We start from the raw sequence: 17,001 nt of genomic DNA, 5'->3' as shown, positions 1-17,001 counted from the left end.
CGCCGCAGGCATCGCCATGCCGGCCAGACGCTCCTTGCCCGGCGGCTATCGCTGACCCTGGTCTCATGAGCCGGCTGCCCCGGTCGGAGTCTGCCTTCCGCCGGCGGCTGGACCGCGTTGTCGCCGAAGCCTTGCAGTTAGGCGTCCGCTACAAACTGATGCAAAACGTAACCAAAACAGGGATTTAATTTTCCCCGGCCATGCCGATATTAGGTACAGCAGCATCCGATAGTCTCACCATGGAGAACCGTTAGCGGCGAACGCGGACACACTTCCATCTCGTGCATTCCATTCCGCGCCGACGCCCGCCCCTTTCGCAGAACCCACCAGACCGCGCCCTCAGGCCAGGAGCCCTGAACGCCGGCGTCGGTCAAGCTGCGAACGGCGGCGAGCGGCGACGCCCGACTGCCCGCCAGTCCACAAACAGGCCATCCGAAAACGGATGGCCTTCGTTATTCCTCCGCATCGCGCCGCCTTCTCCATCTCGAAAAGCCGCCCGGTTCAGCCCCGCCGCTGCGCCAGGCCGGGCTTTCCGGCCACCCCGTTTACGAAGTTTTACTTTCCCGCAGGCAACTTGCCGGACCGGAACAGTCTCTTTCCCTTTGCCGATAGGACAGGAAACAGACCGACATGCTGGAGAATTACTTCCCCATCCTGCTATTCATCGTGGTGGGACTCTTGGTGGGCGTGCTGCCCATGATGCTGGGCCGATTCCTCGGCCCCAACCGTCCTGACCCGGAAAAGCTGTCGCCGTACGAGTGCGGCTTCGAGGCGTTCGAGGACGCGCGGATGCGCTTCGACGTACGCTACTACCTGGTGGCCATCCTGTTCATCCTGTTCGACCTGGAAGTGGCATTCATGATCCCGTGGGCGGTGACGCTCAGGGACGAGTTGGGCCTGTTCGGCCTGGGGGCGATGGCGGTATTCCTCGGCATCCTCACCATAGGCTTCGTCTATGAGTGGAAAAAGGGCGCGCTGCAGTGGGATTGAGCCACCCTGGGGTTGGCAGGCCGAAACGAAGCCTGAATGCAGGCTTGGCAACACGCACGCTGCAATATCATGACGCGCGCCCTTTTCCATCCAGCCGGCTGCGCCATCGCCGGGAAAGGCTGAATCGGCATGGTGGCCACGCGGATATTTGGTACCATTTGGCATTTATCCGTCCGGTCGCTGCCATGATAGTCCGCAACATCCCGTCCTGGTTCCGCCTGCTGTTCGTCTGGCACGGCTCGGTGCTGCCGCGCATCCTGCCGCGGCTGCTGCTGGTGCTGGCGGTGGCGGTCGCCGCGGCATCCATCCGCCATTGGTGGCTGGCCAGCCTGCGCGAATCGTCGCTGGGCATCCCCACCTTCACGCTGTTGGGGGTATCGCTGGCGATCTTCCTCGGCTTCCGCAACTCGGTCAGCTACGACCGCTTCTGGGAAGCCCGCAAACTGTGGGGTAGCCTGCTGATCGCCAGCCGCTCGCTGGGCCGGCAAATGCTGGCGGCGCTGGGCGACGACGCCGACAGCCGCCGCTTCGTCGACGCCATCTGCGCGTTCGCCTACGCGCTGAAAGCGCAGCTGCGCGGCGACGACGCCGACGCGCATCTGCAGCGGCTGCTGCCGGCGCAAGAACGGGAGCGGATCATGGCCGGCAGCTTCCGACCGGCGCTGATTCTGGCCTGGCTGGGACGCGAGGCGCAGCGGCTGCAGCGCGCGGGCCGGCTGAGCGAGCTGCAATGGCACGCGCTGGACCGCAACCTGAACACGCTGTCGGAAATCCTGGGCGGCTGCGAGCGCATCGCCACCACGCCCATGCCCTTTACCTACCGCGTGCTGCTGAACCGCACGGTCACCATCTATTGCCTGCTGCTGCCGGCCGGGCTGGCCAGCAGCATAGGCTGGCTGACGCCGCCGATCGCGGTATTCATCGCCTATACCTATTTCGCGCTGGAGCAGATCGCCGAGGAGCTGGAAGAGCCGTTCGGCACCGAGGGCAACGACCTGCCGCTGTCCACGCTGTGCCACACCATAGAATCGTCGCTGCGCGAAATGCAGGGCCTGCCGCTGGAAGCGCCGCCGCCGCCCAGGCGCGGCATATACCTGCATTGAGCGCCGGGTGGAAATGACATTGGAGTTTGCATAGAATGGACGGCTCCGAACGATCCCCGGCGTCCCCATGTCCCTGACCCGCCTGCTGTTCAGTTTCGTCTCCCGCCATTGGCGCTCCTACATTCTGGCCGCGCTGATGCTGGCCGCGGTGGCGGTGCTGACCGTCATGATCCCGCGCCAGGTGGGCCACATCGTCGACGCGCTGGCCGCGCGGCGGCTCACGGGCGACGCCTTGCTGCTGGAGCTGGCCCAGTTGCTGGCGATGGGCGTGGCCATCTACGGCCTGCGCGTGGGTTGGCGGCTGCAGCTGTTCACGGCCTCCTACACGCTGGGCGTGGAGCTGCGCGGCCAACTGTACCAGCGCCTCGCCACGCAAGGGCCGGCCTTCTTTCAGCGCCAGCGCACCGGCGATCTGATGGCGCGCGCCACCAACGACATCGACTCGGTCGAGATGGCCGCCGGCGAGGCGGTGCTGGCCGGCTTCGACGGCCTGCTGACCCTGGTGCTGGTGCTGGCGATGATGACGCTGGGCGTGGATTGGCGGCTGGCGCTGGCGGCGCTGCTGCCCTTCCCCTTCATGGCCTGGGCCTTCTCCCGCATCTCCAACCACATCCACCGCGAATGGGGCGAGGCGCTGTCCCGCTTCGGCAAGCTGAACGATCACGTGCAGGAAACCTTGTCCGGCGTGCGCACGCTGCGGGCGCTGGGACTGGAGGCGCGCAACGACGCCGAGCTGTCGCGGCTGGCGGCGGCGGCGTCGGACAGCAGCTTCGAGGCCCAGCGCTGGGAGGCGGCCTTCGAGCCGACGGTGGGCGTCGCCCTGGTCACCTCCACCGCCATCGCGCTGGCGCTGGGCGGCTACCTGGTCTGGCACGGCCAGCTGACCATAGGCGCGTTGACCAGCTTCAGCATGTATCTGGTGCAGCTGATCTGGCCGATGTTCGCCGCCGGCTGGGTGCTGTCGCTGCTGCAGCGCGGCGCCGCCGCCTGGCGCCGGCTGCAGCCGGTGCTGGACGCCGAGCCCGACGTCGCCGACGACGGCCGCAGCACCGAACTCGCGCCGGGCGCGCTGGTTTTCGACAATCTCACCTTTCACTATTCCGACGACGCCGCCGCCGCGCTGCGCCAGGTGTCGGCGCAGCTGCCCCCCGGCCAGACGCTGGGCGTGGTCGGCCCCACCGGCAGCGGCAAGTCCACGCTGCTGAAGCTGCTGATGCGGCAATATCCGCTGCAGCAGGGCGCGATACGCTGGAGCGGCGCCGACGTCGCCGACTACCGTCTGCAAACCCTGCGCGGCGCGATCAGCTGGGTGCCGCAGGAAGCGTTCCTGTTCTCCGCCAGCGTGGCGGAAAACATCGCGCTGGCGCGGCCGGACGCCAGCCAGCAGGACATCGAGCGGGTGGCGCGGCTGGCGGCGGTGCACGACGACATCCTGCGCCTGCCGCAAGGCTACGCGACGCCGGTCGGCGAAAAAGGGGTCGCCCTGTCCGGCGGCCAGCGCCAGCGCCTGGCCATCGCCCGCGCGCTGCTGGCCGACGCCCCGCTGCTGCTGCTGGACGACGCGCTGTCGGCGGTGGACACCGATACCGAAAGCCGCATCCTGGGCCACCTGCGCGAGGCCCGGCGCGGCCGCAGCGTGATCATCGTCAGCCACCGGCTGTCGGCGGTGGCCGACGCCGACCACATCGTGGTGCTCAATCACGGCCGCATCGCCGAACAGGGCAGCCACGACGAACTGCTGCGGCTGGACGGCTGGTATGCCGGCCAATGGCGCTATCAACAACTGGAGGCCAGCCTCGATGAAATCTGACGCCAGCCGTCTGCAAACCCGCGAAGCCGTCGCGCTGCTGGCCGACGCCGCCCGTCCCGACCGCCGCCACCTGTGGCTGGGCGGCTTCTGGCTGCTGATCGCCGCCCTGCTGGAGGCCGGCGCGCCGCTGCTGGGCAAGGTGTTCATCGACAGCTACCTGCTGCCGCACCGGCTGGACTGGAGCGCCATCGCCGGCCTGCTGGCCGGCAGCCTGCTGCTGGGCCTCGCCGCCGCCGCGCTGCGCTACCGGCAGCTGGTGCGCTTGGCCGGCGTGGCGATGCGCGCGGTGCTGCGGCTGCGCGAGCGGGTGTACGGCCACGTGATGCGGCTGCCGATGGCCTTCTTCGACAAGGCCATCACCGGCCAGCTGGTCAGCCGCGTCACCAACGACACCGAGTCCGTCAAGGCGCTGTATGTGCAGGCGCTGTTCGTCATCCTCAACAGCAGCATCGTGGTGCTCGGCGCGCTGGCGGCGATGGCCTGGCTGGACTGGCGGCTGATGCTGGTCACCCTGCTGCTGTTCCCCGCCACCTTCGCCATCGTCTGGCTGTACCAGCGGCTGAGCGCGCCGTCGGTGGCGCGCGCGCGCGCGCTGCGCAGCGACATCAACGCCCAGATGGCGGAATCCATCTCCGGCATCGCCGTGCTGCAGGCCAGCAACGCCGAGGGCCGCTTCATCGCCCGCTTCGACGACACCAACCAGCGCTATTACCAGGCGCGGCTGCGCGAGCTGCGCGCCAACGCCTGGCTGCTGCGCCCGGCGCTGGACCTGCTCAACGTGCTGCTGCTGATCGCCGTGATCCACAGCTACGGCCAGCGGCCGCTGGACGGGCTGGAGATCGGCGTGCTGTACGCCTTCGTCGGCTACATTGGCCGGGTGGTGGAGCCGCTGATCCAGATCACGCTGCAATTCGGCCAGTTGCAGCAGGCGGTGGTGGCCGCCAGCCGCGTCAGCCAGCTGCTGGCCGAGTCGCCCGCGCCGGGCCCGGCGGAAACCGGCCGCGTCTGCGACGGCGCGGTCAGCTTCCGCGGCCTGCGCTTCGGCTACCAGCCCGAGCACCCGGTGCTGCACGATCTGAGCCTGGAGATTCCCGCCGGCGGCTTCGTCGGCATCGTCGGCCATACCGGCAGCGGCAAATCGACGCTGCTGTCGCTGCTGCTGCGCTTCTATCGGCCGCAGCAGGGCGAGATCCTGGTCGACGGCCAGCCGCTGGACGCGATAGGCGACGCCGCCTTTCGCGCCGGCATAGGCCTGGTGCCGCAAGACCCGTTCCTGCTGGCCGCCAGCGCGCGCGAAAACATAGACATGGGCCGCGGCCTGCCGCAAGACGAGATCGAGGAAGCCGCCCGCGCCGCCGGCGTGCACGAACTGATCCTGTCGCTGGAAAACGGCTACGACAGCGATATGGGCGAGAGCGGCGCGCGGCTGTCCAGCGGCCAGAAGCAGCTGATCGCCATCGCCCGCGCGCTGGCGGGCAAGCCGCGCATCCTGCTGCTGGACGAGGCCACCTCGCACATCGACAGCGAAACCGAGCAACTGGTGCAGCAGGCGCTGGCCAAGCTGGCCGGCAAGATCACGCTGATCTCCATCGCCCACCGGCTGTCCACCATCCGCGACGCCGACACCATCGTCGTGCTCAACCACGGCCGCATCGCCGAATCCGGTGACCACGACGCGCTGATGCGCCAGGGCGGCATCTACCACAAGCTCTACTTGCTGCAACAATTGCAACCCGAGGAGGAAGCGTAAGCGGCGGCGGTATGCGGCCGCCATCATTCCGCGGGATGCCGGCCGGCAACGATCCGCATCTCGCGCGCTTCGCCGCCAAGTTGGCTAAGATAAGCGCTTGACCGGGCCGCGCCGCGGCCCTTCCCATACCGGAGTCCCGATGCCACGTCCGCTCATCTTCGCCAGTCTGTGCAGTCTGCTGCTGGCCGCCCCGCTCTGCCGCGCCGACGGCGGCAAAGACCTGGACCTTTCCATCAGCACCGAGCTGATGACGCGGCAGACTTCCTACGGCAACTCCTCGCGGCTGCAACCCAGCGTGGACTTGCAGTACCGCACCCGTTTCGGCGCGCTGTACGTGCAGGACGGCGAAGGCGGCTGGGCGCTGCCGGCGCCGGGCGGATGGGTGTCGCTGGGCGTGGCCAGCGAGCCGGCCTGGAGCCTGGGCGGCGGCGTGTCGCAAAGCCTGTCCATCGCGCGCTACGGTTTCGACCTGCCGCGCGACGGCAGCCTGTCCTTCGGCTACGCCAGCCGCATCGGCGACAGCCATCCCGGCCAGCTGCTGGCGGCCACGCTGGACGCGCCGCTGGGCGAGTGGATGGGCCAGAAGTTCTCGCTGCTGGGCTGGGCCAGCCTGGCCAACCAGAAACGGCGGCTGGGTTTGAATCACCATGACGCCGGATCAGGCTGGCAGCTGGAGCAGAGCAATCTCATGCTGGTGATGTCGTATCCATTATCCCGCCACTGGACGCTGGACCTGGGCGCCGGCAGCCGCTGGGCGGCGGAAAACACCGGCGAGCACACCGCCGGCTGGCAGACGCTGCTGGGCTTCACCTGGAAGCTGTGATGCGCTTCGATCCGCTGCCGGCCGCAGACTGCCTGATAGACAGCCACTGCCATCTGGACGCGCCGGAACTGGCGCCGGACGTTGACGGCGTGGTGGCGCGCGCCCGGGCGGCCGGCGTCGGCCAGCTGCTGGTGCCCGCGGTGACGGCCGGCGCCTTCGCCGACGTGCTGGCGATGCGGGAGCGCTACGGCTGCTGGATCGCCTTCGGCCTGCACCCGATCTACCTGGACCGGCACCTGGACGAGCACCTCGACCTGCTGGACGCGGCGCTGGCCGCGCACGCGCCGGTCGCCGTCGGCGAAATCGGCCTGGATTTCTACCTGCCTGCCCTCGATCCCGCCCGGCAGGAAGCGCTGCTGGTCGAGCAACTGAAGCTGGCGCGCAAGCACGGCCTGCCGGTGGTGCTGCACGTGCGCCGCTCGGTGGACCGGGTGCTGAAATACCTGCGCGAGCAGAGGATCGAATGCGGCATCGCCCACGCCTTCAACGGCAGCGAGCAGCAGGCGCAGGCCTTCATCCGCCAGGGCTTCAAGTTGGGCTTCGGCGGCGCGATGACCTACAGCGGCTCGCGCCGCATCCGCGCGCTGGCGGCGACCCTGCCGCTCTCCAGCCTGGTATTGGAAACCGACGCGCCGGACATCCGGCCGGAATACGCGCAGGACGTGCCCAACGAACCCTTCCAGCTGGCGCGTTTCATCGAGGTATGGGCCGGATTGCGCGGCATGCAGGTGGCGCCGCTGCGGCGCGCGCTGCGCGACAACACCTTGGCGGCGCTGGCCTTGAACTGAGTGTCCGGCCGACAAAAAGCCCCGGACCAGCCGGGGCTTTGTTGTGCGCCAAAATGAGGCCGCTCAGGTGCGGAAACGCTGCAGGCAGGCGTCCAGCTCCTCGGACAGCGAACTGAGCTCGGTGGCCAGCTTGCTGGCCTCGGTGGCCGCCTCGGTGGTCTGGCCGTTCATCTGCGCGATCTGTTCGACGTTGCGCGCCACCGACTGGCTGGCCTGGCTCTGCTCTTTGATCGCGTTGGCGATGTCGGCGATGCGCTGCACCGATTGCGCGGCCAGGTCGCGGATCTGCAGCAACGCGTCGGCGACGCTGGAGGCGCTGACCACGCCGCTCTCGATCCGGCTGTTCGCCTGCTGCATGCTGTGGTAGGCGCGCTGGGTGTCGGCCAGCACCCCGTCGATGTGGCTGGATATCTCGGTGGTGGCCTGGCTGGTGCGTTCGGCCAGCTTGCGCACCTCGTCCGCCACCACCGCGAAGCCGCGGCCCATCTCGCCGGCGCGCGCCGCCTCGATCGCCGCGTTCAGCGCCAACAGATTGGTCTGGTCGGCGATGTCGTGGATCACGCGCACGATGTCGCCGATATCGGCCGAGCGCTGGTTGAGCCCGTCCATCATGGTCGAGGTCTCGGTGATGCTGGTGGCGATCTGGCGGATCTCGCCGGCGGCTTTCTGCGCCAGCTCGCTGCCGGCCGTCGCCTGCTCCATGGTCAGCCGCGCCTGGCGCTCCACATCCTGGGTGCTGTCCGCCACCAGGTTGATGCTGACCGACATCTGCTCGATCGCCGCCGCGCCGCTGGACGCGGCTTCGGACTGGTGGACCGAGGCCGACGACACGTGGTCGCTGACGCCGGACAGCTGGCCGGCCGCCTGCGCCAGGCTGGCGGAGTGCTGCTGCGACTCCACCACCACCGCGCGCACGCTGTCCACCAGCTTGGCCAGCGAGCCGGCGACGCTGCCCAGCTCGTTCCGGCCGAAGTCCGGCAGCTGCAGCCTGAGATTGCGCTGGTCGGCCAGCTCCTGGCTGGCGTCGCGCATCTTCAGCAGCGGCTGGCGGATGGAGGAGATGATGTACCAGGCGAACAGCGCGCCGACCGCCAGCGCGATGATGATCTCGGTCATCAGCTGGGCGCGCACCGCGCTGGCGGTCGCGTCGATCTGGTCATCCAGCAGGCCGACCGCGTCGGCCGCGGCCTTGGCCAGCTCGGCGCTCACGCCCTCCATCTGATGGATGTTCTCCTTGTACTTGTCCAGTTCCTTGTTGGCGTCCGCGGTGGCGGTCAGCTGCCTGGCCTCCACCTGGGCCGACACCTTGCCGAAGCCGTCGGCGTAACCGGAAAGCAGCGCGCCCAGCTTGGCCAGCTTCTGCTTGGCGCCGTCGTCCAGCGGATGGGTATCCGCCTGCTGGATCGCCTTCTGCGCGCCGGCCAGCGCGTCCTTCCACTTGCCCAGGTATTCGGCGCGCTTGGCGTCGCTGGCGATATTGATGAGATAGTCTTTCTCGAAGCGGCGCAGGTTGCCCATGCCCCGCTGCAAGTCGACGATGTCGGTGTAGAACACCAGTTCGTGCGAACTGACTTCCGCCACCCGCGAGGAAATCTTGTTCAGGCCCAGCTGCGTGAGCACGCCGGTGAGCACCAGGGCCGCCAGCAGCAGCCCGAAGCCAAGGGTGATCCTGGCCGCGATGGACAAATTCCGCATTGTTTACTTCCCCACACCCGATGGATAGATAGTGGCCAGGCTGGGCCCGGTCCGTTTTGTGCTGCGATTCTAGATGAGCGCCCCGCCGTCCTGCCAGCGGCGGCATTCTGGACGGTTAAATTCACGCGATATCAGTGGAAAAAAGCTCAAAAAAAAACCGGCATCATGAGATGCCGGTCTTGTCTTTGCTTGCTGGCTTCAGGCCTTGAGCTTCTTGAAGCTTCTGGCGTATCCCAATACACAGATAAAGAATAGTGTACTGATCAGCACTTCACACCATGCCAATCGCTGCGACAGGCCATGGTCGGCCCAGCCGCGCATCACCCCCTCGGTGAAGAAAGCCAGGATGAACATGCTGGACCACTGGTAGGTGTAAAGCCGGCCGGCCAGGACGCCCCGCAGCGGCAGCAACAACAGCAGCGCCTTGAACGCCAGGAAGGAGCCGCCGGGCCGCAATGGCGCCAGCCACAGCTCCCAGGCCAGGGTCAGCGCGATCAGGGCGATCAGGGCGGCGGCCGCGCCGGCGCGGCAGGTTTCGCGGCTCAAGGCGCGGACTCCGCCTGTTCGCGGGCGCGCGCCTTGCGCTCCAGCAGCGCCGCCACCAGCACCCCGGCCTCGAACAGCAGCCACAGCGGCACCGCCAGCAGCGTCTGCGACAGCACGTCGGGCGGCGTGACGATGGCGGCGACAACAAAGGCGCCGACGATCACGTAGGGCCGCGCCTCGCGCAGCTTGGCCACCGTCACCACCCCCATCCTCGTCAGCAGCACCACCAGCACCGGCACCTCGAACGTGGTGCCGAAGGCCAGGAACATGCCCAGGACGAAGGACAGGTATTTGTCGATGTCCGTCATCATGCTGACGCCGGCCGGCGTCACCGCCGACATGAAGTGGAACACCACCGGAAACACCAGGAAATAGGCGAAGGCCATGCCGGTGAGGAACAGCAGCAGGCTGGCCAGCACCAGCGGCAGCACCAGCTTTTTCTCGTGGCTGTACAGGCCGGGAGCGACGAAGGCCCAGATCTGGTACAGCGTGTTGGGCAGCGAGATCAGGAAGGCCACCAGCATGGTCACCTTCATCGGCACGAAGAAGGTGGAGGTCACCTCGGTGGCGATCATGCTGCCGCCCTGCGGCAAAGCGTCCAGCAGCGGCTTGGCCAACAGGTGGTAGATGTCGGACGACCAGTGGAACAGCCCCAGGAAGACCAGGGCGATGCCGAGCAGCGCGCGCACCAGCCGGGTGCGCAGCTCGATCAGGTGCGCGAGCAGCGGTTGTTCGTTCATTCGCGGGCTTGAGATGCGGAGGGTTGGGAAGCGGGCGGACGATGCGGCGGCAGATCGTCGAACAGGTCCAGCTGGTTTTCGTCGCGCGGCGGAACGTCGGCCTGCGCGGCCGGCGCCGGCTCGGCGGGATGCGTCTCGGCCTCCCGCGCCTCGGCTTCGGCATCCGGCGCCAGCCCGCCGTGTATCGTGCGCTCGGCCTCGTGGAACGGCTCGGCCGCCTGCTCGGCCAGCGCGCGCGCGTCGGCGGCGTTCTGGTCTATCGCATCGCGGACCTGCTGCACCTCGGCCTCCAGCTGGCCGCGGAAACTGTGCGCGGCGTCCTGCAGATCCTGGCGCAGGCTGTCCAGCCCCTGCAGGTTGGCCTGCTGCTGCATGTCCGCCTTCACGTTGGCGACGAAGCGCTGGGCGCGCGCCACCAGCGCGCCGACGGTGCGCGCCACCGTGGGCAGCCGCTCCGGGCCCAGCACCACCAGCGCCACCACGCCGATCAGGACGAATTCGCCGAAACTGATGTCAAGCACGCCGCGTCACCGTGTTTATTTCTTGTCGGCTTCGCCGTCTATGATGCGGCCGGCGTCCTTGGCCGGCGGCTGGCCGTCCTTGGCGCCTTCGTTCATGCCTTCCTTGAAGCCCTTGACCGCATTGCCCAGATCTTTGCCGATGCCGGGCAGCTTCTTGGTGCCGAACACCAGAACCACGATCAGCAGCACGATCAGCCAGTGCCAGATGCTCAGAGAACCCATTGTGACTCTTCCTTATGAAAAAACGGTGGCCGCGCTCAGCCCTTGTGGCCGAACACGTGCACGTGCAGGTGGAACACTTCCTGGCCGCCGCCGCGGCCGGTGTTGATGCCGGTCTTGAAGCCGGACGCCAGGCCCTGCTCCTTCGCCAGCCGGGGCGCCAGCGTCAGGATCTTGCCCAGCACCGCCTCGTGCTCGGGGCCGCAGTGGGCCAGCGAGTCGACGTGCCGCTTGGGAATGATCATGAAATGCACCGGCGCGATCGGGCGGATGTCGTGGAAGGCCAGCACGTCGTCGTCTTCGTAAACCTTGTTGGCGGGGATCTGGCCCGCCACGATCTTGCAGAAAAGGCAGTCGCTCATCGTGAGTGTTCCGTAATCAGGCTGTGGGTTTGCGCGAGGCCTTCTCGTCCAGGCCGGAAATGCCCTCGCGGCGGTGCAGTTCCATCACCACGTCTTCCGGGCGCAGGCCATGATATGTCAACAGCACCATGGTGTGGAACCACAAATCGGCCACTTCCCGCACCAGATGCAGCTTGTCCTTGTCCTTGGACGCCATCAGTGTCTCGGCCGCCTCTTCCGCCACCTTCTTCAGGATGGCGTCCTCGCCCTTGTGGAACAGCGAGGCCACGTAAGACGACTGCGGCGCGGCTTCGCGGCGCGCCTCCAGCGTATCGGCTATGTTCTTCAACACATCCGGGGTCATATCGTTATCCTTTCGAGCCCTCTCCAGGCCCTTTTGCCCGCCAGCCTTCCAGTATACGGCGCGGGCATGACATTCTGGCAAAACCGGCCGCCATTGTAACCCGGGCGGCGGCGGCGGCGTTGACCGGCCGCAACTCAAGGATGGTAGATCGCGCGCGGGTCTTTCAGCACCGCGTCCACCGTCGTCCAGCCGCCGTTCTCGAAACGGCGGTAGAAGCAGCTCTCCCGTCCAGTGTGACAGGCGATGCCGCCGATTTGTTCGATCTGCATCACGATCACGTCGCCGTCGCAGTCCAGTCGCAGCTCCCTGACGGTCTGCAGGTGGCCGGACTCCTCGCCCTTTTTCCACAGCTTGCGCCGCGAGCGGCTCCAGTAGTGGGCGATGCCGGTGTCCGCGGTCAGTTGCAGGCTTTCGCGGTTCATCCACGCCACCATCAGCACGCGTCCGCTGGCGGCGTCCTGGGCGATCGCGGTCACCAGTCCCTTGTCGTCCCACTTCACTTCGTCCAGCCAGGACGCGCTCACACTGCTCACTTGCATTCTCCCACGCGGCGCAGCCGCAATTGCAAAACGGCGGCTTCCTGATTGGCCGGCCGCAACTTGACCACGCTGCCGGCGGACCACTCGTCCGCTTGCAGCCGCTGCCAGAAAAATACCGTTTCCATCTCCACGCCGTCTTTCAGCTTGCAGCTGTAGCGGCTGAGGCCCGGCGCCTCCACCGTGCCGGAAATCGCGCATTCCGCGCCGGCGGGCACCCCGATCATCTGGGCCGCCATCTCCAGCGCCGTCATCGGCGCTTTCTCGCACAGCGTCGCGCTGCCGGACTGCATGTCGCCGCTGTTCACATCCATCCGCCAAAGCCCGGCCGCCAGCCTGGGCGCGCCCGCCGCGCCGGCCGTCCCGACCGACAGCGCGAGCAAGGCCGCGGCCAGGCCTTTCACAGCCTGACCTCGATGCCGGCGGCGCGCATCGCTTGCTTGGCCTGATCCACCGTGTATTCGCCGAAATGGAAGATGCTGGCGGCCAGCACCGCGTCGGCGTGGCCCTCCTTCACGCCGTCGACCAGGTGCTGAAGGTTGCCGACGCCGCCGGAGGCGATCACCGGAATGTTCACCGCGTCGGACACCGCGCGGGTCAGCGGCAGGTTGAAGCCTGCCTTGGTGCCGTCGCGGTCCATGCTGGTCAGCAGGATTTCGCCGGCGCCCAGTTGCTGCATCTTGCGCGCCCATTCGACGGCGTCCAGCCCGGTGCGGTTGCGGCCGCCGTGAGTGAAGATCTCCCAGCGGTCGTTCTCGGGCGTCACCGCCTTGGCGTCCAGCGCGACGACGATGCACTGGTTGCCGAAGTGCTCGGACGCCTGTTGGACGAATTCGGGGTGGGTCACCGCGGCGGTGTTGATGCTGACCTTGTCGGCGCCGGCGTTCAGCAGGCGGCGGATGTCGGCGATGCTGCGCACGCCGCCGCCGACCGTCAGCGGGATGAACACCTGGTCGGCCACCGCCTCGATCACGTGCAGGATGATGTCGCGCTGGTCGGAACTGGCGGTGATGTCGAGGAAGGTCAGCTCGTCGGCGCCCTGCTCGTTGTAGCGGCGGGCGATCTCGACCGGATCGCCGGCGTCGCGCAGGCCGAGAAAGTTGACGCCCTTGACCACGCGGCCGGCGGTCACGTCCAGGCAAGGGATGATGCGTTTGGCAAGCATGTGCGTTTCCAGAAAGCTTCAGGCGCGCCGAAGCGGCGGGACTCGCCCGCCGCTTCGGCGCGGTCAGCCGGCTCAGCCGGCCAGTTCGTCCGCCAGCGTCTGCGCGGCGGCGAAATCGATGCTGCCCTCGTAGATCGCGCGGCCGGTGATGGCGCCTTCGATGCCCTCGTCCTCCACCGCGCACAGCGCGCGGATGTCGTCGAGGTTGGTCAGGCCGCCGGAGGCGATCACCGGAATGGTCAGCGCCTGCGCCAGCTTGACGGTGGCCTCGATGTTGACGCCGGTCATCATGCCGTCGCGGCCGATGTCGGTGTAGATCACCGAGTTGACGCCGTAATCCTCGAAGCGCTTGGCCAGATCGATCACGTTATGGTTGGTGATCTTGGCCCAGCCGTCGATCGCCACCATGCCGTCCTTGGCGTCCAGGCCGACGATGACCTGGCCGGGGAAGGCGTCGCAGGCGTCGTGCAGGAAGCCCGGCGTCTTGACCGCGGCGGTGCCGATGATCACGTAGGCCAGGCCCATGTCGAGGTAGGCCTCGATGGTGTCCAGGTCGCGGATGCCGCCGCCCAGCTGCACCGGCATGTCCTCGCCGACTTCGCCGAGGATGTCGCGGATCACCGCCAGGTTCTTGGGCTTGCCGGCGAAGGCGCCGTTCAGGTCCACCAGATGCAGGCGTCGCGCGCCCTGGTCGCGCCAATGGGCGGCAACCTTGACCGGATCGTCGGAGAAGATGGTGGCATCGTCCATCGCGCCCTGTCTCAGGCGCACGCATTGACCGTCTTTCAGGTCTATCGCGGGTATCAGCAGCATGGTGCTAAGTCGAAACGTGAGTTAAACATTGCCGTCCCAGGCCAGGAAGTTCTTCATCATCTGAAGTCCGGCCCGGTGGCTCTTTTCGGTGTGAAACTGCGTGGCGAATATATTGCCACGCCCGACGATACAGGCAAACCGCTGCGGATAATCGCTTTCCGCCAGCGTCAGCGCCGCGTCGGCCGGCGCAAAATGGTAGCTGTGAACGAAATAGAAGCGCTCGCCGTCGGCGATGCCGGCGAACAAGGGGTGGGACCGAGTCTGGTAAACCTGGTTCCAACCCATATGCGGCACTTTCAGACGCTCGCCGCCGGCGACCTGGTCGTCGGCGAAGCGGACCACCTTGCCCGGGAACAGGCCCAGGCCGGCGGTGTCTCCTTCTTCGCTATGTTCGAACAATAGCTGCGCGCCGACGCAGATTCCAAAAAACGGCTTGCTTTGCGTGGTTTCACGGACCGCCTCGGCCAAGCCGTGGCGGTTCAATTCGCGCATGCAGTCGGGCATCGCGCCCTGGCCGGGAAAGACCACCTTGTCGGCCTTCACCACCGCTTCCGGGTCGCGGGTGAGGAAAATATCGGCGCCGTTTTCGTTGACGGCCTGCAGGGACTTCAGCACCGAGTGCAGATTGCCCATGCCGTAGTCGATGACTGCGACTTTCATCTTGCTACAAGCTCATGTTCGGGGTGTGGCAGAACTCCAGCGCGATGCCGCCCGGGTCCTGGAAAAAGACGGCGTAATAGCCGTCGCTGTAATGCGGATACTCGGCCGGCGCGTCGGTGACCCGCGCGCCGATCTCCAGCAGCAGCGCATGCAGCGCGTCCACAGCCTGCCGGCTGGGCGCGTTGAAGGCCAGGTGCTGCAGGCCGACGCCATGGCGGACGAAACCCGCTCCCTCGATCCGGCTCTGCTGCAGGTAGATTTCGTAGTTGCCGGCGACGTAGGCGCGCGAGTCGGCGCTGCTGCGCTCCCGCCAGCCCATGGCCGGCATCAGCCGGTCATAGAAGGCCAGGGCCGCGTCCAGATCGGGCACCGACAGGCACAGGTGGTTGAGGCCGGCGATGCCGGGATCGACCCGGCTCATACGCTCAGCGTGCCCTTGGTGGACGGCGTGATGCCGGCCATGCGCTCATCGTGCTCGCAAGCCATGCGCAGCGCGCGGCCGAAGGCCTTGAAGATGGTTTCCGCCTGATGGTGGCTGTTGTGGCCGCGCAGGTTGTCGATATGCAGCGTGACCATGCTGTGGTTGACGAAACCGTGGAAGAACTCGGAGAACAGGTCCACGTCGAACTGCCCGATGCAGGCGCGGGTATAGTCGACGTTGTAGACTAGGCCCGGGCGGCCGGACAGGTCGATCACCACCCGGCTCAGCGCCTCGTCCAGCGGCACGTAGGCGTGGCCGTAGCGGCGGATGCCCTTCTTGTCGCCGATGGCCTTGGCGAAAGCCTGCCCCAGCGTGATGCCGATGTCCTCCACCGTGTGGTGGGCGTCGATGTGCAGGTCGCCCACCGCCTTGACGTCCAGGTCGATCAAGCCGTGGCGGGCGATCTGGTCCATCATGTGGTCGAGGAAGGGCACGCCGGTTTCAAAGCGGCCGACGCCGGTGCCGTCCAGGTTCAGGCTGACGGTGATCTGGGTTTCCAGCGTGTTGCGGGTGACGGTTGCGGTTCTCATGGCTTCAGACGAAAAAACGTTGGATGGCTGACAGCAGCGCGGCGTTCTCGTCCGGGCTGCCGACGGTCAGGCGCAGGCAGTTTTCCAGCAGCGGGTGGCTGCCGTGCAGCTGCTTGATCAGGATGCCGGACGCTTTCAGATGCTGGAACAAAGCCGGCGCGTCCGGCGCGCGGACGGTGACGAAATTGGCCTCGGACGGAAACGCCGCCAGCTGCGGCAAGGCGGCCAGCGCGGCGGACAGCTTCGCGCGCTCGGCGCGCAGCTCGGCCGCCTGGCGGTTGAACACGTCCAGGTGCTTCAGCGCGAAACGGGCGGCGGCGATGGTCAGCACGTTGACGTTGTACGGCGGCCGCACCTTGTTCAACTCGTTGATCCAGGCCGGACTGGCCGCGGCGTAGCCGAGGCGGATGCCGGCCAGGCCCAGCTTGGACAACGTGCGCATCACCAGCAGGTTGTCCAGCTCGCCGGCCAGGTCCATGAAACTGTCGGAGGCGAAGCTCTGGTAAGCCTCGTCCACCACCACCAGCCCCGGCGCGGCGCGGCAGATGGCCATCACCTCGTCGCGGCCATAGCGCGGACCGGTCGGGTTATTCGGATAGGACACGAACACCACCGCCGGCTGTTCGCGCTCGATGGCGGCCAGCGTGGCCGGCAGGTCCAGCGTGAAATCCGCGCGCAGCGGCACGCCGACATACTGCAGGCCGGAGAACAGCGCGTTCATCTTGTACATCACGAACGACGGCTCCAGCGCCAGCAGTTTGGCGCCGGGACGCGCCAGCGCCTGTGTGACCAGCGTGATCAACTCGTCCGAGCCGTTGCCGAGCACGATGCCGGCCGCCGCGGGAATGGCGAAAGCGGCGCGCAGCGCGGCCTTCAGCCCGCCGCCGTCGGCGTCGGGGTAGCGGTTCAGCGCCACCTGGGCCAATTCCGCGGCCAACTCGTGCTGCAGTTCGATCGGCAGCGGCCACGGGTTCTCCATCGCATCCAGCTTGATGAAGCCATCGGCGGCCGCCACGTGGTAGGCGCCGATGGCGGCGATCTCCGGCCGCACCAGTTGTTGCACTGTCAGTTTCATTTATCTTTCCCGTCCCTTGCCGGCCGCGCGGCGCGCGCCAGGCCGGAACGT

General features: G+C 67.3%; 21 protein-coding genes. 6 read left to right on the top strand and 15 right to left on the bottom strand.

Annotated features, from left to right (window positions below; genetic code table 11):
* The first annotated feature begins 630 nt into the window (after positions 1 to 630).
* The 6 genes from CV_RS03105 (at position 631) to CV_RS03080 (ending at position 7,264) form a co-directional block, all read left to right on the top strand.
* Positions 631 to 990: an NADH-quinone oxidoreductase subunit A gene (locus CV_RS03105; RefSeq protein ID WP_011134188.1), complete on the top strand. Its 360-nt coding sequence runs from the start codon at positions 631 to 633 to the stop codon at positions 988 to 990.
* A gap of 185 nt (positions 991 to 1,175) precedes the next feature.
* Positions 1,176 to 2,093 carry a bestrophin family protein gene (locus CV_RS03100; RefSeq protein WP_011134187.1) on the top strand — a complete coding sequence of 306 codons (918 nt, stop codon included), beginning with the start codon at positions 1,176 to 1,178 and terminating at the stop codon, positions 2,091 to 2,093.
* Between the two features lie 67 nt (positions 2,094 to 2,160).
* A complete protein-coding gene (locus CV_RS03095) occupies positions 2,161 to 3,903 on the top strand; it encodes an ABC transporter transmembrane domain-containing protein (protein WP_011134186.1) in 1,743 nt (580 codons plus the stop codon).
* Positions 3,893 to 5,653, top strand: coding sequence for an ABC transporter ATP-binding protein (locus CV_RS03090; protein WP_043595372.1), 1,761 nt, complete (start codon positions 3,893 to 3,895; stop codon positions 5,651 to 5,653). The genes CV_RS03095 and CV_RS03090 overlap by 11 nt, the downstream gene beginning before the upstream one ends.
* A 139-nt stretch (positions 5,654 to 5,792) precedes the next feature.
* Positions 5,793 to 6,476 (top strand): hypothetical protein, encoded by a 684-nt coding sequence (locus tag CV_RS03085; RefSeq protein WP_011134184.1) that lies wholly within the window; start codon positions 5,793 to 5,795, stop codon positions 6,474 to 6,476.
* Complete coding sequence (locus tag CV_RS03080) at positions 6,476 to 7,264, top strand: TatD family hydrolase (RefSeq protein ID WP_011134183.1); 789 nt, start codon at positions 6,476 to 6,478, stop codon at positions 7,262 to 7,264. Before CV_RS03085 ends, CV_RS03080 begins: the two co-directional genes overlap by 1 nt.
* Before the next feature lie 63 nt (positions 7,265 to 7,327).
* Here the strand turns inward: CV_RS03080 and CV_RS03075 are convergent, their stop codons facing one another.
* From CV_RS03075 to hisC, 15 genes are all read right to left on the bottom strand, one after another.
* Positions 7,328 to 8,959 (bottom strand): methyl-accepting chemotaxis protein, encoded by a 1,632-nt coding sequence (locus CV_RS03075; protein WP_011134182.1) that lies wholly within the window; start codon positions 8,957 to 8,959, stop codon positions 7,328 to 7,330.
* A gap of 198 nt (positions 8,960 to 9,157) precedes the next feature.
* On the bottom strand, positions 9,158 to 9,505 hold the full coding sequence (locus CV_RS03070) for a DUF2069 domain-containing protein (protein ID WP_011134181.1): 348 nt from the start codon (positions 9,503 to 9,505) through the stop codon (positions 9,158 to 9,160).
* Positions 9,502 to 10,245, bottom strand: coding sequence for a twin-arginine translocase subunit TatC (tatC, locus tag CV_RS03065; protein WP_011134180.1), 744 nt, complete (start codon positions 10,243 to 10,245; stop codon positions 9,502 to 9,504). The genes CV_RS03070 and tatC overlap by 4 nt, the downstream gene beginning before the upstream one ends.
* Positions 10,242 to 10,766, bottom strand: a complete 525-nt coding sequence (gene tatB, locus CV_RS03060) for a Sec-independent protein translocase protein TatB (RefSeq protein WP_011134179.1) — start codon at positions 10,764 to 10,766, stop codon at positions 10,242 to 10,244. The genes tatC and tatB overlap by 4 nt, the downstream gene beginning before the upstream one ends.
* 15 nt (positions 10,767 to 10,781) lie before the next feature.
* The gene (gene tatA / locus CV_RS03055; protein WP_011134178.1) at positions 10,782 to 10,988 is read right to left on the bottom strand and encodes a Sec-independent protein translocase subunit TatA; all 207 of its coding nucleotides are present in this window, start codon (positions 10,986 to 10,988) and stop codon (positions 10,782 to 10,784) included.
* A gap of 35 nt (positions 10,989 to 11,023) precedes the next feature.
* Positions 11,024 to 11,347 carry a histidine triad nucleotide-binding protein gene (locus tag CV_RS03050; RefSeq protein ID WP_011134177.1) on the bottom strand — a complete coding sequence of 108 codons (324 nt, stop codon included), beginning with the start codon at positions 11,345 to 11,347 and terminating at the stop codon, positions 11,024 to 11,026.
* Positions 11,348 to 11,363: 16 nt separating this feature from the next.
* On the bottom strand, positions 11,364 to 11,690 hold the full coding sequence (locus tag CV_RS03045; protein ID WP_011134176.1) for a phosphoribosyl-ATP diphosphatase: 327 nt from the start codon (positions 11,688 to 11,690) through the stop codon (positions 11,364 to 11,366).
* Between the two features lie 134 nt (positions 11,691 to 11,824).
* Positions 11,825 to 12,229 carry a phosphoribosyl-AMP cyclohydrolase gene (hisI, locus tag CV_RS03040; protein WP_043595369.1) on the bottom strand — a complete coding sequence of 135 codons (405 nt, stop codon included), beginning with the start codon at positions 12,227 to 12,229 and terminating at the stop codon, positions 11,825 to 11,827.
* Complete coding sequence (locus tag CV_RS03035; RefSeq protein WP_011134174.1) at positions 12,220 to 12,630, bottom strand: DUF3617 domain-containing protein; 411 nt, start codon at positions 12,628 to 12,630, stop codon at positions 12,220 to 12,222. Before CV_RS03035 ends, hisI begins: the two co-directional genes overlap by 10 nt.
* Positions 12,627 to 13,391 carry an imidazole glycerol phosphate synthase subunit HisF gene (gene hisF, locus CV_RS03030; protein WP_011134173.1) on the bottom strand — a complete coding sequence of 255 codons (765 nt, stop codon included), beginning with the start codon at positions 13,389 to 13,391 and terminating at the stop codon, positions 12,627 to 12,629. The genes CV_RS03035 and hisF overlap by 4 nt, the downstream gene beginning before the upstream one ends.
* Positions 13,392 to 13,463: 72 nt before the next feature.
* Positions 13,464 to 14,204, bottom strand: a complete 741-nt coding sequence (hisA, locus tag CV_RS03025) for a 1-(5-phosphoribosyl)-5-[(5-phosphoribosylamino)methylideneamino]imidazole-4-carboxamide isomerase (protein WP_011134172.1) — start codon at positions 14,202 to 14,204, stop codon at positions 13,464 to 13,466.
* A gap of 21 nt (positions 14,205 to 14,225) precedes the next feature.
* On the bottom strand, positions 14,226 to 14,864 hold the full coding sequence (hisH, locus tag CV_RS03020) for an imidazole glycerol phosphate synthase subunit HisH (RefSeq protein ID WP_011134171.1): 639 nt from the start codon (positions 14,862 to 14,864) through the stop codon (positions 14,226 to 14,228).
* A 4-nt stretch (positions 14,865 to 14,868) separates the two neighbouring features.
* Positions 14,869 to 15,285 carry a VOC family protein gene (locus CV_RS03015; protein WP_011134170.1) on the bottom strand — a complete coding sequence of 139 codons (417 nt, stop codon included), beginning with the start codon at positions 15,283 to 15,285 and terminating at the stop codon, positions 14,869 to 14,871.
* Entirely contained in the window at positions 15,282 to 15,875 is a 594-nt protein-coding gene (gene hisB / locus CV_RS03010) for an imidazoleglycerol-phosphate dehydratase HisB (protein ID WP_011134169.1), read from the bottom strand. Before hisB ends, CV_RS03015 begins: the two co-directional genes overlap by 4 nt.
* A 4-nt stretch (positions 15,876 to 15,879) precedes the next feature.
* Positions 15,880 to 16,950: a histidinol-phosphate transaminase gene (gene hisC / locus CV_RS03005; protein ID WP_011134168.1), complete on the bottom strand. Its 1,071-nt coding sequence runs from the start codon at positions 16,948 to 16,950 to the stop codon at positions 15,880 to 15,882.
* Positions 16,951 to 17,001 lie beyond the last annotated feature (51 nt).

Source organism: Chromobacterium violaceum ATCC 12472 (assembly GCF_000007705.1).
GTDB lineage: Bacteria > Pseudomonadota > Gammaproteobacteria > Burkholderiales > Chromobacteriaceae > Chromobacterium > Chromobacterium violaceum.
The sequence above is the reverse complement of the archived record's forward strand: the minus strand, read 5'-3'. Positions and strand labels throughout refer to the sequence as shown.